The sequence below is a fragment of the Bradyrhizobium sp. P3_C3 genome (genome assembly GCF_056402655.1).
In genome coordinates, this window is sequence record NZ_JBFUGY010000033.1 from 87,046 (window position 1) to 102,964 (window position 15,919).

Annotated in this window: 12 protein-coding genes; 5 read left to right on the plus strand and 7 right to left on the minus strand. The window is 64.2% G+C overall.

What is annotated here, in order from left to right; genetic code table 11:
• The first annotated feature begins 9 nt into the window (after window positions 1–9).
• The gene (locus AC1DW2_RS31125) at window positions 10–831 is read left to right on the plus strand and encodes an ABC transporter permease (RefSeq protein WP_014495741.1); all 822 of its coding nucleotides are present in this window, start codon (window positions 10–12) and stop codon (window positions 829–831) included.
• A 75-nt stretch (window positions 832–906) separates the two neighbouring features.
• Here AC1DW2_RS31125 and AC1DW2_RS31130 read toward each other — a convergent pair whose 3' ends face one another.
• The 4 genes from AC1DW2_RS31130 to AC1DW2_RS31145 are packed head-to-tail and all read right to left on the minus strand — an operon-like array spanning window position 907 to window position 4,919.
• The gene (locus tag AC1DW2_RS31130; protein WP_231144906.1) at window positions 907–2,238 is read right to left on the minus strand and encodes an ABC transporter substrate-binding protein; all 1,332 of its coding nucleotides are present in this window, start codon (window positions 2,236–2,238) and stop codon (window positions 907–909) included.
• Window positions 2,239–2,249: 11 nt separating this feature from the next.
• Complete coding sequence (locus AC1DW2_RS31135; protein WP_063983654.1) at window positions 2,250–3,119, minus strand: carbohydrate ABC transporter permease; 870 nt, start codon at window positions 3,117–3,119, stop codon at window positions 2,250–2,252.
• Window positions 3,116–4,066: a carbohydrate ABC transporter permease gene (locus tag AC1DW2_RS31140; protein ID WP_063983653.1), complete on the minus strand. Its 951-nt coding sequence runs from the start codon at window positions 4,064–4,066 to the stop codon at window positions 3,116–3,118. The genes AC1DW2_RS31135 and AC1DW2_RS31140 overlap by 4 nt, the downstream gene beginning before the upstream one ends.
• 1 nt (window position 4,067) lies before the next feature.
• Window positions 4,068–4,919 (minus strand): phosphodiesterase, encoded by an 852-nt coding sequence (locus AC1DW2_RS31145; RefSeq protein ID WP_063983652.1) that lies wholly within the window; start codon window positions 4,917–4,919, stop codon window positions 4,068–4,070.
• Between the two features lie 260 nt (window positions 4,920–5,179).
• Here AC1DW2_RS31145 and AC1DW2_RS31150 point away from each other — a divergent pair, with 260 nt between their 5' ends.
• Entirely contained in the window at window positions 5,180–6,190 is a 1,011-nt protein-coding gene (locus AC1DW2_RS31150) for a M23 family metallopeptidase (protein WP_477007866.1), read from the plus strand.
• A gap of 216 nt (window positions 6,191–6,406) precedes the next feature.
• Entirely contained in the window at window positions 6,407–7,174 is a 768-nt protein-coding gene (locus tag AC1DW2_RS31155) for a class I SAM-dependent methyltransferase (protein WP_063983649.1), read from the plus strand.
• 324 nt (window positions 7,175–7,498) lie between these two features.
• On the opposite strand, the gene AC1DW2_RS31160 is transcribed toward AC1DW2_RS31155, so the two are convergent.
• Window positions 7,499–8,977 (minus strand): protein adenylyltransferase SelO, encoded by a 1,479-nt coding sequence (locus AC1DW2_RS31160; protein WP_477007867.1) that lies wholly within the window; start codon window positions 8,975–8,977, stop codon window positions 7,499–7,501.
• A 197-nt stretch (window positions 8,978–9,174) separates the two neighbouring features.
• Here AC1DW2_RS31160 and aspS point away from each other — a divergent pair, with 197 nt between their 5' ends.
• Window positions 9,175–10,947 carry an aspartate--tRNA ligase gene (aspS, locus tag AC1DW2_RS31165; RefSeq protein WP_439036376.1) on the plus strand — a complete coding sequence of 591 codons (1,773 nt, stop codon included), beginning with the start codon at window positions 9,175–9,177 and terminating at the stop codon, window positions 10,945–10,947.
• A 171-nt stretch (window positions 10,948–11,118) separates the two neighbouring features.
• On the opposite strand, the gene AC1DW2_RS31170 is transcribed toward aspS, so the two are convergent.
• Window positions 11,119–13,089 carry a hypothetical protein gene (locus tag AC1DW2_RS31170; RefSeq protein ID WP_477007868.1) on the minus strand — a complete coding sequence of 657 codons (1,971 nt, stop codon included), beginning with the start codon at window positions 13,087–13,089 and terminating at the stop codon, window positions 11,119–11,121.
• Between the two features lie 246 nt (window positions 13,090–13,335).
• On the opposite strand from AC1DW2_RS31170, the gene AC1DW2_RS31175 reads away from it, so the two are divergent.
• Entirely contained in the window at window positions 13,336–15,645 is a 2,310-nt protein-coding gene (locus AC1DW2_RS31175; RefSeq protein ID WP_063983646.1) for an NADP-dependent malic enzyme, read from the plus strand.
• Between the two features lie 132 nt (window positions 15,646–15,777).
• Here AC1DW2_RS31175 and AC1DW2_RS31180 read toward each other — a convergent pair.
• Window positions 15,778–15,919, minus strand: a 142-nt coding sequence (locus AC1DW2_RS31180; RefSeq protein ID WP_477007870.1) for a transposase, incomplete at its 5' end; no start/stop codon positions are given.

Here is a 15,919-nt window from a genome sequence, read left to right on the forward strand (position 1 = left end):
GGGAAGCAGATGCGCGGACGGATGTGGAAATTGGCGATCTACCTGTTCCTGCTGGGGTTCATCCTGAACCTGCTCGGCATCGTGACGCATGTCGTGGTCAGCTCGTTCGCAAAACGCTGGTTCGGCAAGCCGTTGCCGCCGGCGTTCACGACGGATTGGTTTACCTACGCCTGGCGGGAGTTCGAGCTCTCCCATGTGCTCTTCATCACGCTGTTCATCGCGCTGGCCGTGGTGTTCATCGCGCTCGCGATCGGATTTCCGGCCGCCTACGTGCTGGCGCGGCGGAATTTCAACGCCAAGCCGGTCCTGCTGCTGCTCTACTTCCTGCCGCTGCTGATCCCGCAGATGACCTACGGCATTCCGCTTGCCACGACGCTTTATGGGTTTGGTGTTGGCGGGACGGTCATTGGCGTCATTCTCGCCGTGCTCGTCCCGATGGTTCCTCTTGCCGTCTTCATCCTGTTGCCGTTCTTCGAGCAGATCAGCTTGAACCTTGAATGGTCGGCGCAGATGCTCGGCGCGAGCCGGCTGCAGATATTCCGCCGCATCCTGTTGCCGCTGATGCTGCCCGGCATTTTGACAGCGGGCCTGCTGGTTCTCGTAAATACGATCTCGAACTTCGAGCTGGCGTTTCTGCTTGCGGGCGGGGGATCGCAGACCCTGGTCGTGGCGCTCTATTACAACGTCTTTGCTGGCGGTGTGCGGCCGGTCTATTCGATCGATGCGATGGCTGTGATCTACATGTGCACCGTCATGGCGGTGCTGCTGGTCGCATTGCGGTTCGTGCGTCCGACGCAGATGGTGTTCAGGCTCGATGGCAGGCGCAACTGACGCAATCACGGCCCCTGAAATGATTTCGGCGCCCCACACCGTGGAGCGCCGAGGTTGTTTGGCTGATCGTTGGCCTTACGGCAGCTTCAGCGAGGTCTCCGCGTTGTAAGGCTTCAGCGTCTCGTCGGCGGCCTTCTGGGCGGCGACCAGTGCTTCCTTCGGCTGCTTCTTGCCGTTGAGGACCAGCATGACCTCGTCCTCCAGCGTCTTGCGGACCGGCACGGTCTTGTAGGTCGCGAACCAGGGTTTTGCGACGTCGAGCTGCTCGACGGCGGTCTTGGCGTCCGGGTTCTTGTTGAGGAAGTCGACCATGTCAGGCGTCTTGTAGGCGGCCATGTTGGGCGCGAAATAGCCGGTGGCGCGGCTCCACCAGGCGCTCTTCTCAGGCGAGGTCATCCACTTGATCAACGTCCAGGCGGCCTTCTGCTTGTCGGCTTCGAGACCGGCCGGAACGATCAGCGAGGCGCCGCCGATCGGCACGGCGTTGCGGACGTTGCGCGGGATAAAGGCGACCTTGTAGTTGAACTTGGCGTTGTCGCGCACATAGGTCAGCGAGCCCGTCGAGAGCATCATCATCGCGGCGTTGCCGGAGATGAAGGAGGTGCTGACGGCCGGACCGGGCGTGGCGCCGGGGGCGTGAACCTTGTGCTTGTAGACAAGGTCGTTCCACCAGGTCAGCGCGCCGAGCATCGAGGGCGTGTCGTAATAGACCTCGCCGCCGAACTCCTCGTTGTAGTAGCGCCCGCCATTGGTCATGGTGAGCGTTTCCATCATCCAGCCGCAATAGTCATAGGCGCAGGGGATCGCGATGCCCCATTGGGTCACCTTGTCGCCTTCGCGCTTGGTGAGCTTCTTGGCCCAGTCGGTGAGCTCGGCCCAGGTCTGCGGCGGCTTGCTGGGATCAAGGCCCGCTTCCTTGGCCTTGTCGGCGTTAATGTAGAGCAGCGGTGTCGAATTGTGGAAGGGCACGCCGTAGACTGAGCGGTTGATCACTGCGTTGCCCTGCAGCGCCGGGAAGAACTGACCGAGGAACTGGTCCTTGGTGGTGCCGTCGGCGGTGATCAGGCCGTCGAGATTGGTGAGCTCGTTCTCGATCTGCATGTCGAGCAGGAAGTTCGCCGACATGATCACGGCAGCCGGCGGCTTGCCGGCCTTGATCGACGCACGTGTCTTGATCAGCGTGTCGTCATAGGAGCCGGTGTAGACCGCGGTCGCCTTGATGGCGGGATGGGTCTCGTTGAACTCCTTGATCAACGTGCCCATGTCGCGGGCGAGCTTGCCGTCGACGGGAACGGGGAAGAACAGGTCGATCTCGGTCGGACCTTCGGCCATCGCCGGGACGGCGAGGGCGCCGGCCATAGAGCCTGCCATGGCAAGGCCAAGCATGAGCCTGCGGGTAAACAGCATCGAAAACTCTCCTATTTGATGCCTGAGGTGACGAAAGAACTGATAAAGCGCTTCTGGAAGATCAGGAAGGTGATGAGCAGCGGTGCGATCACCATCAGCGTGCCGGCGGCAATCGTGCCCCAGGCCTGCGTCCCTTCGGCGGTCGCGGTGAAGACGGACAGACCGACCGTGAGCGGCCGCTTGTCCGGCGAATTGATCACCATCAGCGGCCACAGGAAGTCGTTCCAATGGCTGGTGACGGAGATGATGGCGAAGGCGGAGAAGCTCGGCATCGACAGCGGCACGTAGATGTGGCGGATGCGCTGGAGAAGGCTGGCGCCGTCGATCAGGGCGGCGTCTTCCAGCTCGGTCGGAATGGCTTCAAAAGCCTGTCGCATCAGGAAGGTGCCAAAGGCCGAGGCGAAGAACGGCATCATCACGCCGGCGAGCGTGTCGTAGAGCCCGAACTGCGCCACCAGGCTCAAATTCGGCACGATCAGCAGCACCGGCACCAGCATCAGCTGCATCAGGAACAAATAGAAGATCAGCGTCTTGCCGGCGAATTCGAGCCGCGCAAAGGCAAAGCCGGCCAGCGTGATCGTGACGAACTGCACCAGCAGGATGCCGGTGCAGATGATCGTGGTGTTGAGGGTGTAGCGCGGGAAATCGCCGATCTCCCAGGCATCCCTGACATTGTCGAGCGTGGGCTTGAGGCTCGGGATCAGCTCGGCCATCACGTTGATGCCGTCGGACGCCGGGCGGAGCGTCGCCACGCCCATCCACAGGAACGGGATCAGCCAAACGATCGCGAGCAGCACGGTCAGCAGAAAGCCGAGCTTTGGCGTGATCTCGCGGCGCGTGGCGAGCGGGGCGTCCCTAAGCAGCCAGTCGATCAGCGTCATGCTCCGCCCTCACGATTGGCCATCGTCCGGAAGGAGAGCGCGGTGAGGCCCATCAGCGCCGCAAGCGTCAGCAGCGTTGCCGCCGAGGCCTTGCCGATGTCGTAATGCTCGACCGCCTGCTGGTAGATGTAGAACAACACGAGATTGGTCGAGTTCGACGGTCCGCCCTTGGTCATGACGAAGACGTGGTCGACCTGCGTGACCGCGTTGAGCGTGGCGATGACGATGACGAACAGGAAGGTGGGCTTGAGCTCCGGCAGGATGATGTAGCGCAGCCGCATGAACGGGCCGGCACCGTCGAGATGCGCGGCTTCCATGACATCCTCGGGCACGGCCTGGAGGCCGGCGAGGAAGAACAGCATGTAGTAGCCGGCGTTCTTCCAGATGGTGATCACCATGATCGCATAAAGTGCGATGTCGGGGTCGCCGAGCCAGTTCGGCACCACCGGAAGCAGGCGGCCGATGTAATAGTCGAGCAGGCCGACATTGGGCAGGAAGATAAACAGGAACAGCGCGGAGGCCGCGACCATCGGGATCAGCACCGGCAGGAACAGCGCGGCGCGCAGCGCGCTGCTCACCGCATTGGTGCGCGACAGCGCCAGCGCGAACAGCAGTGCAAGTCCGATGCTCGGGATCGCCGTGCCGATGGCGTAGACGAGATTGTTGACGACCGCACCGGTGAAGGCGGGGTCGGCTAGCACCGCGGCTATATTGTCGAGGCCGACGAAGCGGACCGGTGCCTTCGGCGTGGCGCGCTGGTAGAGCGCGTCGATCAGCACGCGGCCCATCGCGCCATAGGTGAACAGTGCGAGGAAGACCAGCGATGGCAGAAGCAAAAGGTAGGCGGGCAGCGAGGCTTTGAATCGGCCAAGAAACCGCTTCAGGACGCGCAGACGCGGTGCCGCCGATGCCGCGACCGGAAGAGCCGCGGGTTCAGCGAGGCTCATTTCACCGCGCCGCGAACTTGAGCGCATAGTCGCGGCCGTCCATTCCCGCCGGTGGCTCGAAGGGGAAGCGCAGACTGGTGTCGAGGAAGTCGTGGCTGTGCACGACCAGGTTCTCGCCGTCGATCAGCACCACGCCATAGGCCGGCGGCTCATGGCTGGCGAGATGGTCGGTCGCGGCAGCGTCAAGCTCGAACCAGACCTGGTGGTTGGTGCCGCGGAGCGTCGAGAACGGGATCTTGCCGTAGCTGCCGAAGATCGGCCGGTGCACGTGGCCGAAGAAGAGATGGCGGATGCGTGCGCGATAGGGCGCGATCACCTCGGCGAATTCGGCGCTCTGCGCCAGTGCGATCTCGTCCATCGCGTGGACGCCGACCGGGAAGGGCGGATGATGCATGAAGACGACGAACGGCATGTCGGCGGGCGCGGCCGCCAGCGTGCTTGCGAGCCAGCCGAGGCGCTTGGCGCACATCTCGCCGGCGTGGCTGGTCTCGTCCAGCGTGTCGAGGAAGACGAACAGGCCGTGCTCGGTGGTGCGGGTGCCCTGGACGAAGCCGTTCGGGTCGCGCGGCGCGGCCTTCAGGCCGTCGAGGCAGGCCACGCGCTTATCGTGATTGCCGACCATGGCGATATAAGGGATTTTCAGCGCGGCCATCGCCTCGGCGAAATTGGCGTAGGATTCAGGCTCGCCCCAATGGGTGAGGTCGCCGGTCACGACCGCGAAGGCAGCATCGGACTGGTGCTTGTTGATGTCGGCAACCGCCGCGTCCAGCCGGGCGCGCGGATCGAGGCCATAGAGCTTCAGTCCGGGGTTCGCGAGATGCGTGTCGGTGATGTGGATGAATTTGAAGGGCATGGCGCGTCAGGACTGTTGGAGGATGGGCGCCTCCGGCAGGACGTCCCTGACAGGCCGTTAGAGCGCCAGTGTTTCAGTTTGATGACAGCGGTTCCTGCGGCGCGTGGAAGATGTGGACATGCTTGGGACGACCGGGCGAGCGTACTCTGGGGTCGAATGACCTCTCACGATTGAGGCGCAAGATGCGGTCTACCTTGCCGCGAAGATGCGGTCGTGGTTTGCTCATACTGCTCACCGAATTTGCATCACGAGACCTCCAAATGTTGCCGCCGCGTGGCCTCCCCAAGCTGGGTTTGCTTGCCGTCTCCCTGCTGCTTGTCGTCCTCTCCGCCGTCCCCGATGCGGCGCGCGCCGAATTCAATTTCGCCCGTTACAAGGAGACCGATCTCGACGAGTTCCTGGCACGGCGGCGACCGGCCACCGGCCTCGACGTCTACCCGATGTCGCCGCTGAAGCTCGACGTCACGCTGGCCTCCCACGGGGAGCCGTGCGCAAGTGGCGCGCTCAAGCGATCGCTGATCATGAGCGGCATGCCCAAGACCGACGCCGACGCCTTGCAGGCGACCAACTGCATCACGGTCCGCTCCGCCAAGGGGCGCGAGCTGAAGGTCTTCATCCAGGATGTGGTCTACGGCTTCTTGCCGGCGGAGGTGCCGGTTGGGGACAAGCTCTCGCTCTATGCGATCCATGCCTTCACGTCCCCCGAAGGGCCGGGACTGCTGGTCAATGAATTCCTCACCCCGCGCAGCTTTCCGCGCGCCGACAAGCCTGCAGACAAGACGATGACCTCCTGTGGATGCTGGACCCAGGACGAGCATCCCGGTGTCGATTTCACCTCCGACAAGGCAGTCGGCCCGGTGGCGGCGATGGCGGACGGCGTCGTCGTCAAGATCGAGACCAGCGAGCAGGCGCCGGCCGACCTGCCCGTGATCGGCGGTTGCGGCCGCTATGTCGTGCTCAAGCACACCTATCCCAATGGCGGCGTCGTCTACACGCGCTACGTCCAGCTTGGCCGCATCGTCGGGCCGAAGGGAGAGGCGCTTGCGGTGGGCGCGAACGTCAAGGCGAAGGACACGATCGGCGAGATCGGCCCGAACAAGGTGCTGCATTTTGAGATCCGCCCCGTCGCGCCCGGAACGACGACGACGAACAATGCCTGGGCCGAGCGGTACGCCAATGTGCCCGACATGGAGTGGTCCCGCTACGATCCCGTCGATCCGCAGAAGTTCGACGCGGCGTCGTTCGGTGGGGGCAGGAAGGTGGCGAAGTAGGACGTGTGGCAGAGCCCTTCCGGCTGCACCATGGCGACGATCGGCGCAGCGCCGAGCACGAACAGAGCACCAGCAGAACGACAACCCACGGGAATGAGACGAGAAGATCGGCCATGGGGCCATCCTGGCTGTCAGGGTGGCTCGCTAACAGTGCGCCGCCATGTCTTTACACCGATGGGTTGCAGGAGGTATAGAGCTGCCGTTGGAGCCAGGAAAATGGAACGCTCGCCTAGAGATTGCTGTGCCCTTTGCGGCAACACTGAATTTCATCCAAAACTTACGATCAGCCGCAGGGGTGATGACTTCTCTATCGTACAGTGCGGCGGCTGCGAGCATGTCTTCGTTGCTGATCCGCCGGCGGACACAGCCAACCACGTCGAGATCGAGAAGATCGACTGGGCATTCCGGCCGCGACATCACCAGATCAGGCGGCTAATCCTCGCGCACCTCAAGTCCGGTCAACGGGTACTCGAGATCGGCTGCGGGCGTGGCGAGGTCGGTTACCTGTTGCGCGACGATCCCGTAGTCTATCAGGGCTACGAGCCGGCACGCGGGCTTTCCGACTTTGGTATCCGTGCGGGCGTACCGATAATTCAAGAAATTTACCGCGGCGGCGATACGGCCGATGCGATCGTGATTGACAACGTCATCGAGCACGTCGCCGAGCCGCGACAGATGGTTGAAGTGGCGGCGAGGTCATTGCGGCCCGGCGGCCTCGTGATCGTCATCACCCCAAATGTGCATGACGTGCGGGCGATTTTCCCGCAGTTTCGAAAACGGCATCTGTGGATCCCGCCAGATCACATCAATTACTTCTCGGCGCGGGATATCGATTTCATTTTCACAGCAGCCAACCTGCCGCGGCCGCAACGCTTCCGGTTCTTCCCACTCAGCCTAAAGGATTATCGCTTCTTCCCGCGCGCATTTTCCGAAACGCTTGGCCTATCGATCTTCGGTCACAACGTGTTTGCGATCAGGGATTGAAGTTCCTTTGAAGAAAAATGTTGCTGCTGACGTTCGATCCGCCCGAGGATTGATCGTTGCAACGGTCCACGTGAAATCCGGAGCTGGTGTTTCCAATGTTGGTGTTGGGGGTGGTGAGGACGTCATCAACAGCATAGCCAGGACACGGCATCGCTATGCTGGCTTGCGTCACGGCGCCGTCAGAAACCCTCGCCTTACCTGAGCTGCTCTGCCCCGAACCGCCGGTCAGAGGGACGCCGTTGTTGGTCGTACCGCGACTTGATCGCTTCCATCCCTTCTTCGGTCAGAGTAGGGAGCTGGGTAATTTTGCACTCCAGATCAGGTTCACGTCCCGCAGAACGTCTGCAGCACCCGCTGGTCCGGCAGCGGCGGATCGGCGTAGGCGGCATAGTCCGGCTGCTCCTCGAACGGCTTCGCCAGCACCTTCACCAGCTCCTCGAACGGCGCGTAGTCGTCGTTGTTTACCGCGGCCTGGATCACTGCCTCGACGCGGTGGTTGCGGGGGATGAAGATCGGATTGGCGGCGTGCATGGCGGCTTGCCGCTCGGCTGCGGCCTGCGGCTCCAGCGCGGTGCGCTCGCGCCAGCGTTTGGCCCAGTCGTCGAAGGTTGAGGGGCCCATGAACTGCGCGCGGACGTCGGCGATTCCCGCCTCGTTGCCTGCGGCGTCACCGAGCTTGCGGAAGGTGAGGGTGAAGTCGGCCTGGTTCTTGGCCATGGCGTCCAGCAGGTCCTGGATCAGCGCCTCGTCGCCGTCGCGTTCCGTGAACAGGCCGACCTTCTTGCGCAGGCCTGCTTGATAGGCGTTGCTGAACGTCTCGGCGAAGGCGCCAAGAATGTCCTGGGCTTCGGCGACTGCCTTTTCCTGGTCGTCGGAGAACAGCGGCAAAAGGCATTCGGCGAGCCGGGTCAGATTCCACAGCGCGATGCGTGGCTGGTTGGCATAGGCGTAGCGGCCCATCTCGTCGATCGACGAAAACACCTGCGCGGGGTTGTAGGCGTCCATGAAGGCGCAGGGGCCGTAATCGATGGTCTCGCCGGAGATGGAGCTGTTGTCGGTGTTCATCACGCCGTGGATGAAGCCGACCAGCAGCCAGCGCGCGATGAGATCGGCCTGACGCGCGACGACGCCGGCGAGCAGGGCGTGATAGGGGCGCTCTGCCTGGAGCAGATCCGGATAGTGGCGGGCGATGACGTGATCGGCGAGCCGGCGGATCGCGCCGGTGTCGCGGCGGACGGCGAAGAACTGGAAGGTGCCGACGCGGATGTGGCTCGCGGCGACGCGCGTCAGCACGGCGCCGGGCAGCGCGGTCTCGCGGATGACGTGCTCGCCGGTGACGACCGCGGCGAGCGAGCGCGTGGTCGGGATGCCCAGCGCGAACATGGCTTCGCTGACGATGTATTCGCGCAGCACCGGCCCGAGCGCGGCGCGGCCGTCGCCGCGGCGGGAGAACGGGGTGGGGCCCGAGCCCTTGAGCTGGATGTCGCGGCGGGTGCCGTCTCTGTCGATGACCTCGCCGAGCAGGATCGCCCGGCCGTCGCCGAGCTGGGGCACGAATTGCCCGAACTGGTGGCCGGCATAGGCCATGGCGATGGGATCGGCGCCGACGGGAACCGTCTTGCCGGCCAGGATTTCGGCACCCTCAGGGGTCTCCAGCAGGTCCGGGTCGAGCCCGAGCTGGACCGCCAGCGGGCGGTTCAGCTTGATCAGCCGGGGGGCGGCCACAGGAGTCGGCGCGACCCGGGCAAAGAAGCTGTCCGGCAGTGCCGAATACGAGTTCTGGAAGGGGAAATGGACGGTCATGGAGGTAAAGATAGGCGGGGAACGCCTGATGGCAAAGGCTTGAGGCCCAATCGGCCAAAAATGGGCGCTTCGGCCCCAAAACAGCCCGTTCCCTTGGTTGCCGCCTCCGGCCTCGTCGGGTAAACCCTGCCGCAACTTCGGACCGGTCGTTTCAGGCCGTCCGATTCGACCCCTCCGACATTGATTTTGGGACGACCATGCATCGCTACCGGTCACATACATGCGGCGCGCTCCGCGAGAGCAACATCGGCGAAACAGTTCGCCTCTCGGGCTGGGTCCATCGCGTTCGCGACCATGGCGGCGTGCTGTTCATCGACCTGCGCGACCATTACGGCCTGACCCAGTGCGTGGTTGATCCGGACTCGCCGGCGTTCGCGCTGGCCGAAAAGCTGCGCTCGGAATTCGTGGTCAAGATGGACGGCAAGGTCCGCCGCCGCCCCGAGGGGACCGACAATGACGATCTGCCGACCGGCAAGATCGAGATCTATGTCAGCGAGATCGAGGTGCTCGGTCCGTCCGGCGACCTGCCGCTGCCGGTGTTCGGCGATCAGGAATATCCCGAAGACATCCGCCTGAAGTATCGCTTCCTCGATTTGCGTCGCGAGAAGCTGCACCAGAACATCATGACGCGCGTCGACATCATCAAGTCGATGCGTCGGCGGATGGAGGGGCAGGGCTTCTTCGAGTTCAACACCCCGATTCTGACCGCGTCCTCGCCGGAAGGCGCGCGTGACTTCCTGGTGCCGTCGCGCATCCACCCCGGCAAGTTCTATGCGCTGCCGCAGGCACCGCAGCAGTACAAGCAGCTGTTGATGATGTCGGGCTTCGACCGCTATTTCCAGATCGCGCCCTGCTTCCGCGACGAGGATCCGCGCGCCGACCGTCTGCCGGGCGAGTTCTACCAGCTCGACGTCGAGATGAGCTTCGTCACGCAGGAAGACGTCTTCGCGGCGATGGAGCCGGTCATCACCGGCGTGTTCGAGGAGTTCGCCAAGGGCAAGCCGGTGAGCAAGAACTGGCGCCGCATCCCGTTCGCCGAAGCGCTGCGCAAATACGGCAGCGACAAGCCGGACCTGCGCAACCCGATCGAGATGCAGGACGTCTCCGAGCATTTCCGCGGCTCCGGTTTCAAGGTGTTCGCGCGCATGCTCGAAGACCCCAAGAACCAGGTCTGGGCGATCCCGGCACCGGGCGGCGGCAGCCGCGCCTTCTGCGACCGCATGAACTCGTGGGCGCAGGGCGAAGGCCAGCCCGGTCTCGGCTACATCATGTGGCGCGAGGGCGGCGAGGGTGCCGGTCCGCTCGCGAACAACATCGGGCCAGAGCGTACGGCTGCGATCCGCGCGCAGATCGGCGTCAAGGAAGGCGATGCCGCCTTCTTCGTCGCCGGCGACCCCGACAAGTTCTGGAAATTCTCCGGCCTTGCCCGCAACAAGGTCGGCGAGGAATTGAACCTCACCGACAAGGAGCGGTTCGAGCTCGCCTGGATCGTCGATTTCCCGATGTACGAGTACAACGAGGACGACAAGAAGGTCGACTTCTCGCACAACCCGTTCTCGATGCCGCAGGGCGGTCTCGACGCGTTGAAGGGCCAGGACCCGCTGACCATCAAGGCGTTCCAGTACGACATCACCTGCAACGGCTACGAGATCGCTTCGGGCGGCATCCGCAACCACGTGCCGGAAGCGATGGTGAAGGCGTTCGAGATCGCGGGTTACGGCGAGCAGGAAGTGGTCGACCGCTTCGGCGGCATGTACCGCGCCTTCCAATACGGCGCGCCGCCGCATGGCGGCATGGCCGCGGGCGTCGACCGCATCGTGATGCTTCTGTGCGGCACCAACAATCTGCGCGAGATCTCGCTGTTCCCGATGAACCAGCAGGCCATGGATCTGCTGATGGGTGCACCGTCCGAACCCAGCACCAAGCAGCTCCGCGAGCTGCATGTGCGGGTGAACCTGCCGCAGAAGTGATCCCTCTTCGCCTCTCCCCGCGTGCGGGGAGAGGCCGCATCGCATCGAAGATGCGAGGCGGGTGAGGGGGACTCTCCACGAGTCACTTTGTTACCTTCTTCGCGGAAGCAGCCCCTTACCCCAACCCTCTCCCCGTAAGAACGGGGCGAGGGAGCGCACCACCGCTCGCCCCTACAGCCCCGTCGACGCCTCGATCCTGAACTGTGCCAGCGCGACGATCGGCTCGCTGTTCAGCGCGTCCACGAGCTGAAGCACCGGCACCTTGCCGAGCGGCGTGAGCTTGATGGTGAGCGTCTGACCTGAGGTCTCGACGAAGCCGGCGAGTGCATCGACTGCCGCTTTGGCATCGAGATTGGCGGCCGTGACCTTCTCGCCCTGCGCGCGGATCATCTCGGCGATGGTACTGCGGGCGGCGTCGCGGCTGACATTCTGCATGCGCGAGAACTGCGCCACGACAAGATCGACGACGCCGCTGTCGCGCAAGGAGAGCTCGATCGTACCGGTCTCGACCTGCGCGGCCTGGCCCATGGCCTGCGCCGGGTCGGTCGTGAACAGACCGCGCGGCACGTTGGTGAGCGCGAAGCGGGCCTGCGCCTTGGCGAGGTTGCCGAGATCAATGGTGGCGGGCGCAAGCGCAAACGCGCCCGAGGACTCCGTCCAGGCGGCGCCGAGATCGAGGTCGATCGCCAGCTTGTCCACGCCCGCCATGATCAGCGGCCGCTGCGCCGGATTGGAGGGATCAGTCGGCGTGACCATCTTCACGACCAGATTGGCCTTGCTCGGGATCGATCCGACCAGCTGGCCCCAGTTGAGGCTGATCGTGTCGATGGTGACGAGCTGCCGCGTGTTCTTGTAGGGCGAGACCACGCCCTTGATCTCGGCACCTTCGAGCACCCGGAACAGGCCCAGCATCTGGTCGGGCGAGGGCGCCTGCCCGGGATTGCTAAGGCCAGCGGCCCAACGCATCAGGTTCGTAATGCTGAACGAGTTGAGCGCGAAGCGCTCCATCTTGAACTGCCCTTGCGGCGACGGCGTATCGACGCCCTCGACGGCGAACTCGCCCTCGCGGTACCTGACCGCATTGATCTTGGCTGTTCCCTGCGGCGTCCCGATCGAAATCTTGCCCATCTCGGCCTTGCCGATGCGAACACCCTCGTAGACCCCGGCGAGCTTCTCCAGCAGGTCGCGCGCCTGCGCCGGCGTCTGGGGCGCCGATTGATCCTGCGGCAGCGCGGCGAGCACGTCGGCCAGCCGGAATTTCGACGGCTGCACGGCGATGTCCTCGATGGCGAAGCCGTCGATATCGACGCGCATCGCCTGTGCCGATTTGAGCGTGTACGGGCCTGCCGAGACTTGCCGGTAGACCCGGCGATAGTTGTCGTCGCCGCTCGTCTGCGGATCGAGCGCCGCGAGGATCGCGGTGGCATCGAAATCGTTGACGATGATGTTCGACAGCTCGCCTGTCAGCTTGTCCGGCTTGCCTGGCTGCTTCACCTCGACCGAGATGACGGCGCGGTCGGCCTTCATCGCATCGATCTTGCCGTGCTTGAGGTTCTGGATCGCCAGCCCGGTATAGGTGAACTCGCCGCTGCCGGCGGCAGCGTTGCCGGAATCGAAGCTCATCGTCAGTGTCGGGGCCGTAAGCGACGAGGCCGTGACGCCCGTGTACAGGCTGAGCGCATAGCGGTACATCTCGATCAGGGAGTTGTCCGCTGGCGCAGCTGCGGCGTGAACGGGACCGGCGTAGTCGCGCATCGTCAATTGCGGGATCTTGTAGGAGACTTTCAGTTTTGCAGGGGGAGCCTGGTCCAGTGCGACCTCAACACCGGTGATGTCGATGCTGTCGGCCGAAAACCTGATATCGTCGACCAGGCGAACACCCGTCCCTTTGATGCCGGCGATCTTGATCTGCGCCTGCGGCAGGGTGCCGGGAGTGACCGCGATATCCTCGATCGTCAGCGTCCGGGTCGCGAGCTCGAACGTGATCTTGCCGTGGCTCGCCTTGCCGCCCTGTTGGCGCATCTGCTCGAACGCCGCCTCGACCTCGGCGGTGGCCCGATGCTGGACGTAGAGGTTGAAGCCGAACCATCCGCCCGCGGCAAGCACGGCTGCCACGATCAGGCCGATCAGGATCCGCTTCATTCCCAGCTCCAGTTGCCCGTTTTGCACTGCGCAACCTGCCATATTCGGGAAATGCCGCGCGGTCTAGGGAAAGCTAGCGCTATCAGGTATTTGACCATGCGCCCTGTTGATGGGGCCGTAATCGGATGTTGCCACCGGGGCGCCCGCCGTGCTTCATCCCGTTTCCATGACCCGGAAATACCGTCCGCTAGGGCGGCGGCTCCGGATGAGGCATTTTGAAGCCGGTAACGCGAGGCGAGACACCGCATGTCGTCTTATTCTGATGATCTCCACCAGGCGGCGCTGGCCTATCACCGTCTGCCGCGCCCCGGAAAGCTCGAGATCCAGGCGAGCAAGCCGCTCGCCAACCAGCGCGACCTCGCGCTTGCCTATTCTCCGGGCGTTGCCGCCGCCTGTACCGAGATCGCCAAGAACCCGGCGGAGGCCGCCACGCTTACCACCCGCGCCAATCTGGTCGCGGTGGTCTCCAACGGCACCGCGGTGCTCGGCCTCGGCAATATCGGCCCGCTGGCCTCCAAGCCGGTGATGGAGGGCAAGGCCGTCCTGTTCAAGAAATTCGCCGGCATCGACGTGTTCGACATCGAGATCGCCGCCGACACCATCGAGCGCGTGGTCGAGACCGTGGCGGCCCTCGAGCCGACCTTCGGCGGCATCAATCTCGAGGACATCCGCGGACCGGAATGTTTTGAGATCGAGGCGCAGCTGAAGGAGCGCATGAAGATCCCGGTCTTTCATGACGACCAGCACGGCACCGCCATCATCGTCGCCGCCGCCATCACCAATGGTCTCAGGCTGAACGGCAAGAAGCTGTCCGACGTCAAGATCGTCGCGTCGGGGGCAGGCGCCGCCGCGATCGCGACGCTCAACCTTCTGGTGTCGATGGGCGCGCAGCGCAAGAACATCTGGGTCTGCGACATCGACGGTCTCGTGCATGAAGGCCGCAACACCACGATGGATCGCTGGAAGGCGGTCTACGCGCAGAAGACCGACAAGCGCACGCTGGGCGACGTCATCGGCGGCGCCGACATCTTCATCGGGCTGTCGGCACCAGGGGTGCTCAAGCCGGAGATGGCCAAGGCGATGGGCGACAAGCCCCTGATCATGGCGCTCGCCAACCCGACCCCGGAGATCATGCCGGAGGAGGCGCGGAAGGTGCGCCCCGACGCCATGATCTGCACCGGCCGCTCCGACTATCCGAACCAGGTCAACAACGTCCTGTGCTTTCCGTTCATCTTCCGCGGCGCGCTCGACGTTGGCGCCAGCGCCATCAACGAGGAGATGAAGCACGCTGCCGTCGAGGCCATCGCGCAGCTCGCGCGCGAGGCGCCGTCGGATGCGGTCGCGCAAGGCTTTGACACCGGCGAAACGCAGGGCTTCGGCCCGGGCTCGCTGATCCCGAGCCCCTTTGATCCCAGGTTGATTCTGCGCATCGCGCCCGCCGTCGCCAAGGCGGCGATGGAGTCGGGCGTCGCGACGCGCCCCATCACCAACTTTGACGAATACACCGCGCTGCTCGAGCGCTTCGCCTTCCGCTCCGGCCTCGTCATGAAGCCGATGTTCGCCAAGGCCAAGACCCAGCCGGTGCGCGTGATCTACGCCGAAGGCGAGGACGAGCGCGTGCTGCGTGCCACGCAAGTGGTGCTGGAGGAGAAGCTGGCGACGCCGATCCTGGTCGGGCGTCCGTCGGTCGTCGAGGCGCGCATCAAGCGCTTCGGCCTGTCGATCAAGGCAGGCAAGGATTTCGACCTCGTCAATCCCGAGGACGATCCGCGCTATCGCTCCTATGTGCAGTCCTATGTCGAGGTTGCCGGCCGCCGCGGCGTGACGCCGGATGCGGCGCGTACGGTGGTGCGCACCAACAACACGGTGATCGCCGCGCTCGCGGTCATGCGCGGGGAGGCGGATGCCATGCTCTGCGGCGTCGAAGGCCGCTACATGCACCACCTCCGCCATGTCCGCGAGATCATCGGCTTCTCCGCGGGGATCATCGACTATGCGGCGCTGGCGCTGCTGATCACCAGCAAGGGCGCCTTCTTCATCGCCGACACCCAAGTTCGGCCCAATCCGAGCGCCGAGGAGCTCGCCGAGATCGCCTCGCTGGCGGCGGTCCACGTCCAGCGCTTCAACATCAAGCCTAAGATCGCCTTCGTCTCGCACTCGGATTTCGGCAGCTACGACACCGAGTCCTCGCGCAAGATGCGCCGGGCGACCCAGCTGTTGAAGGAGAAGCATCCGGAGATCGAGGCCGACGGCGAGATGCAGGGCGACACGGCACTTTCAGCTGCTGCGCGGAAAATGGTGCTGCCGCACTCGAAGCTGGAGGGCGAGGCCAACATCATGATCATGCCGAGCCTCGACACCGCCAACGTCGCCTATCAGATGATCAAGTCGTTGGCGGATGCGCTCCCCGTCGGCCCGATCCTGATCGGCCCGGCACGCCCCGCCCATATCCTCACGCCGTCGGTGACGGCGCGAGGCATCCTCAACATGACGGCCGTTGCGGTCGTGGAAGCGCAGGAGCGCGCTGCACGGCAGCAGCCGACGTTGTTTACGTAAGATGCCGTCTTGCCCTCTCCCCCTGTGGGCCTGTTGCGTTATGGGCTCTTGAGGCTGAAGACGTCAGGAGCGAATGCCCTGGTCCCGGCAATTGCCTGCCAAGATCTGTAGTTGTCGCCCTCGGAGGGCGACTCACGCGGCGATCGTGGCCCACCGCCTCATGTTGAAGGCGATCGAGGCGAGCACGACTTGCCCGGTCGCCTTGATCAGACCGACGTAGCGAATGCAGGTCAGCCGCATGCGGCGTTTGAGAGTAGCGAAGGTGGTCTCGACC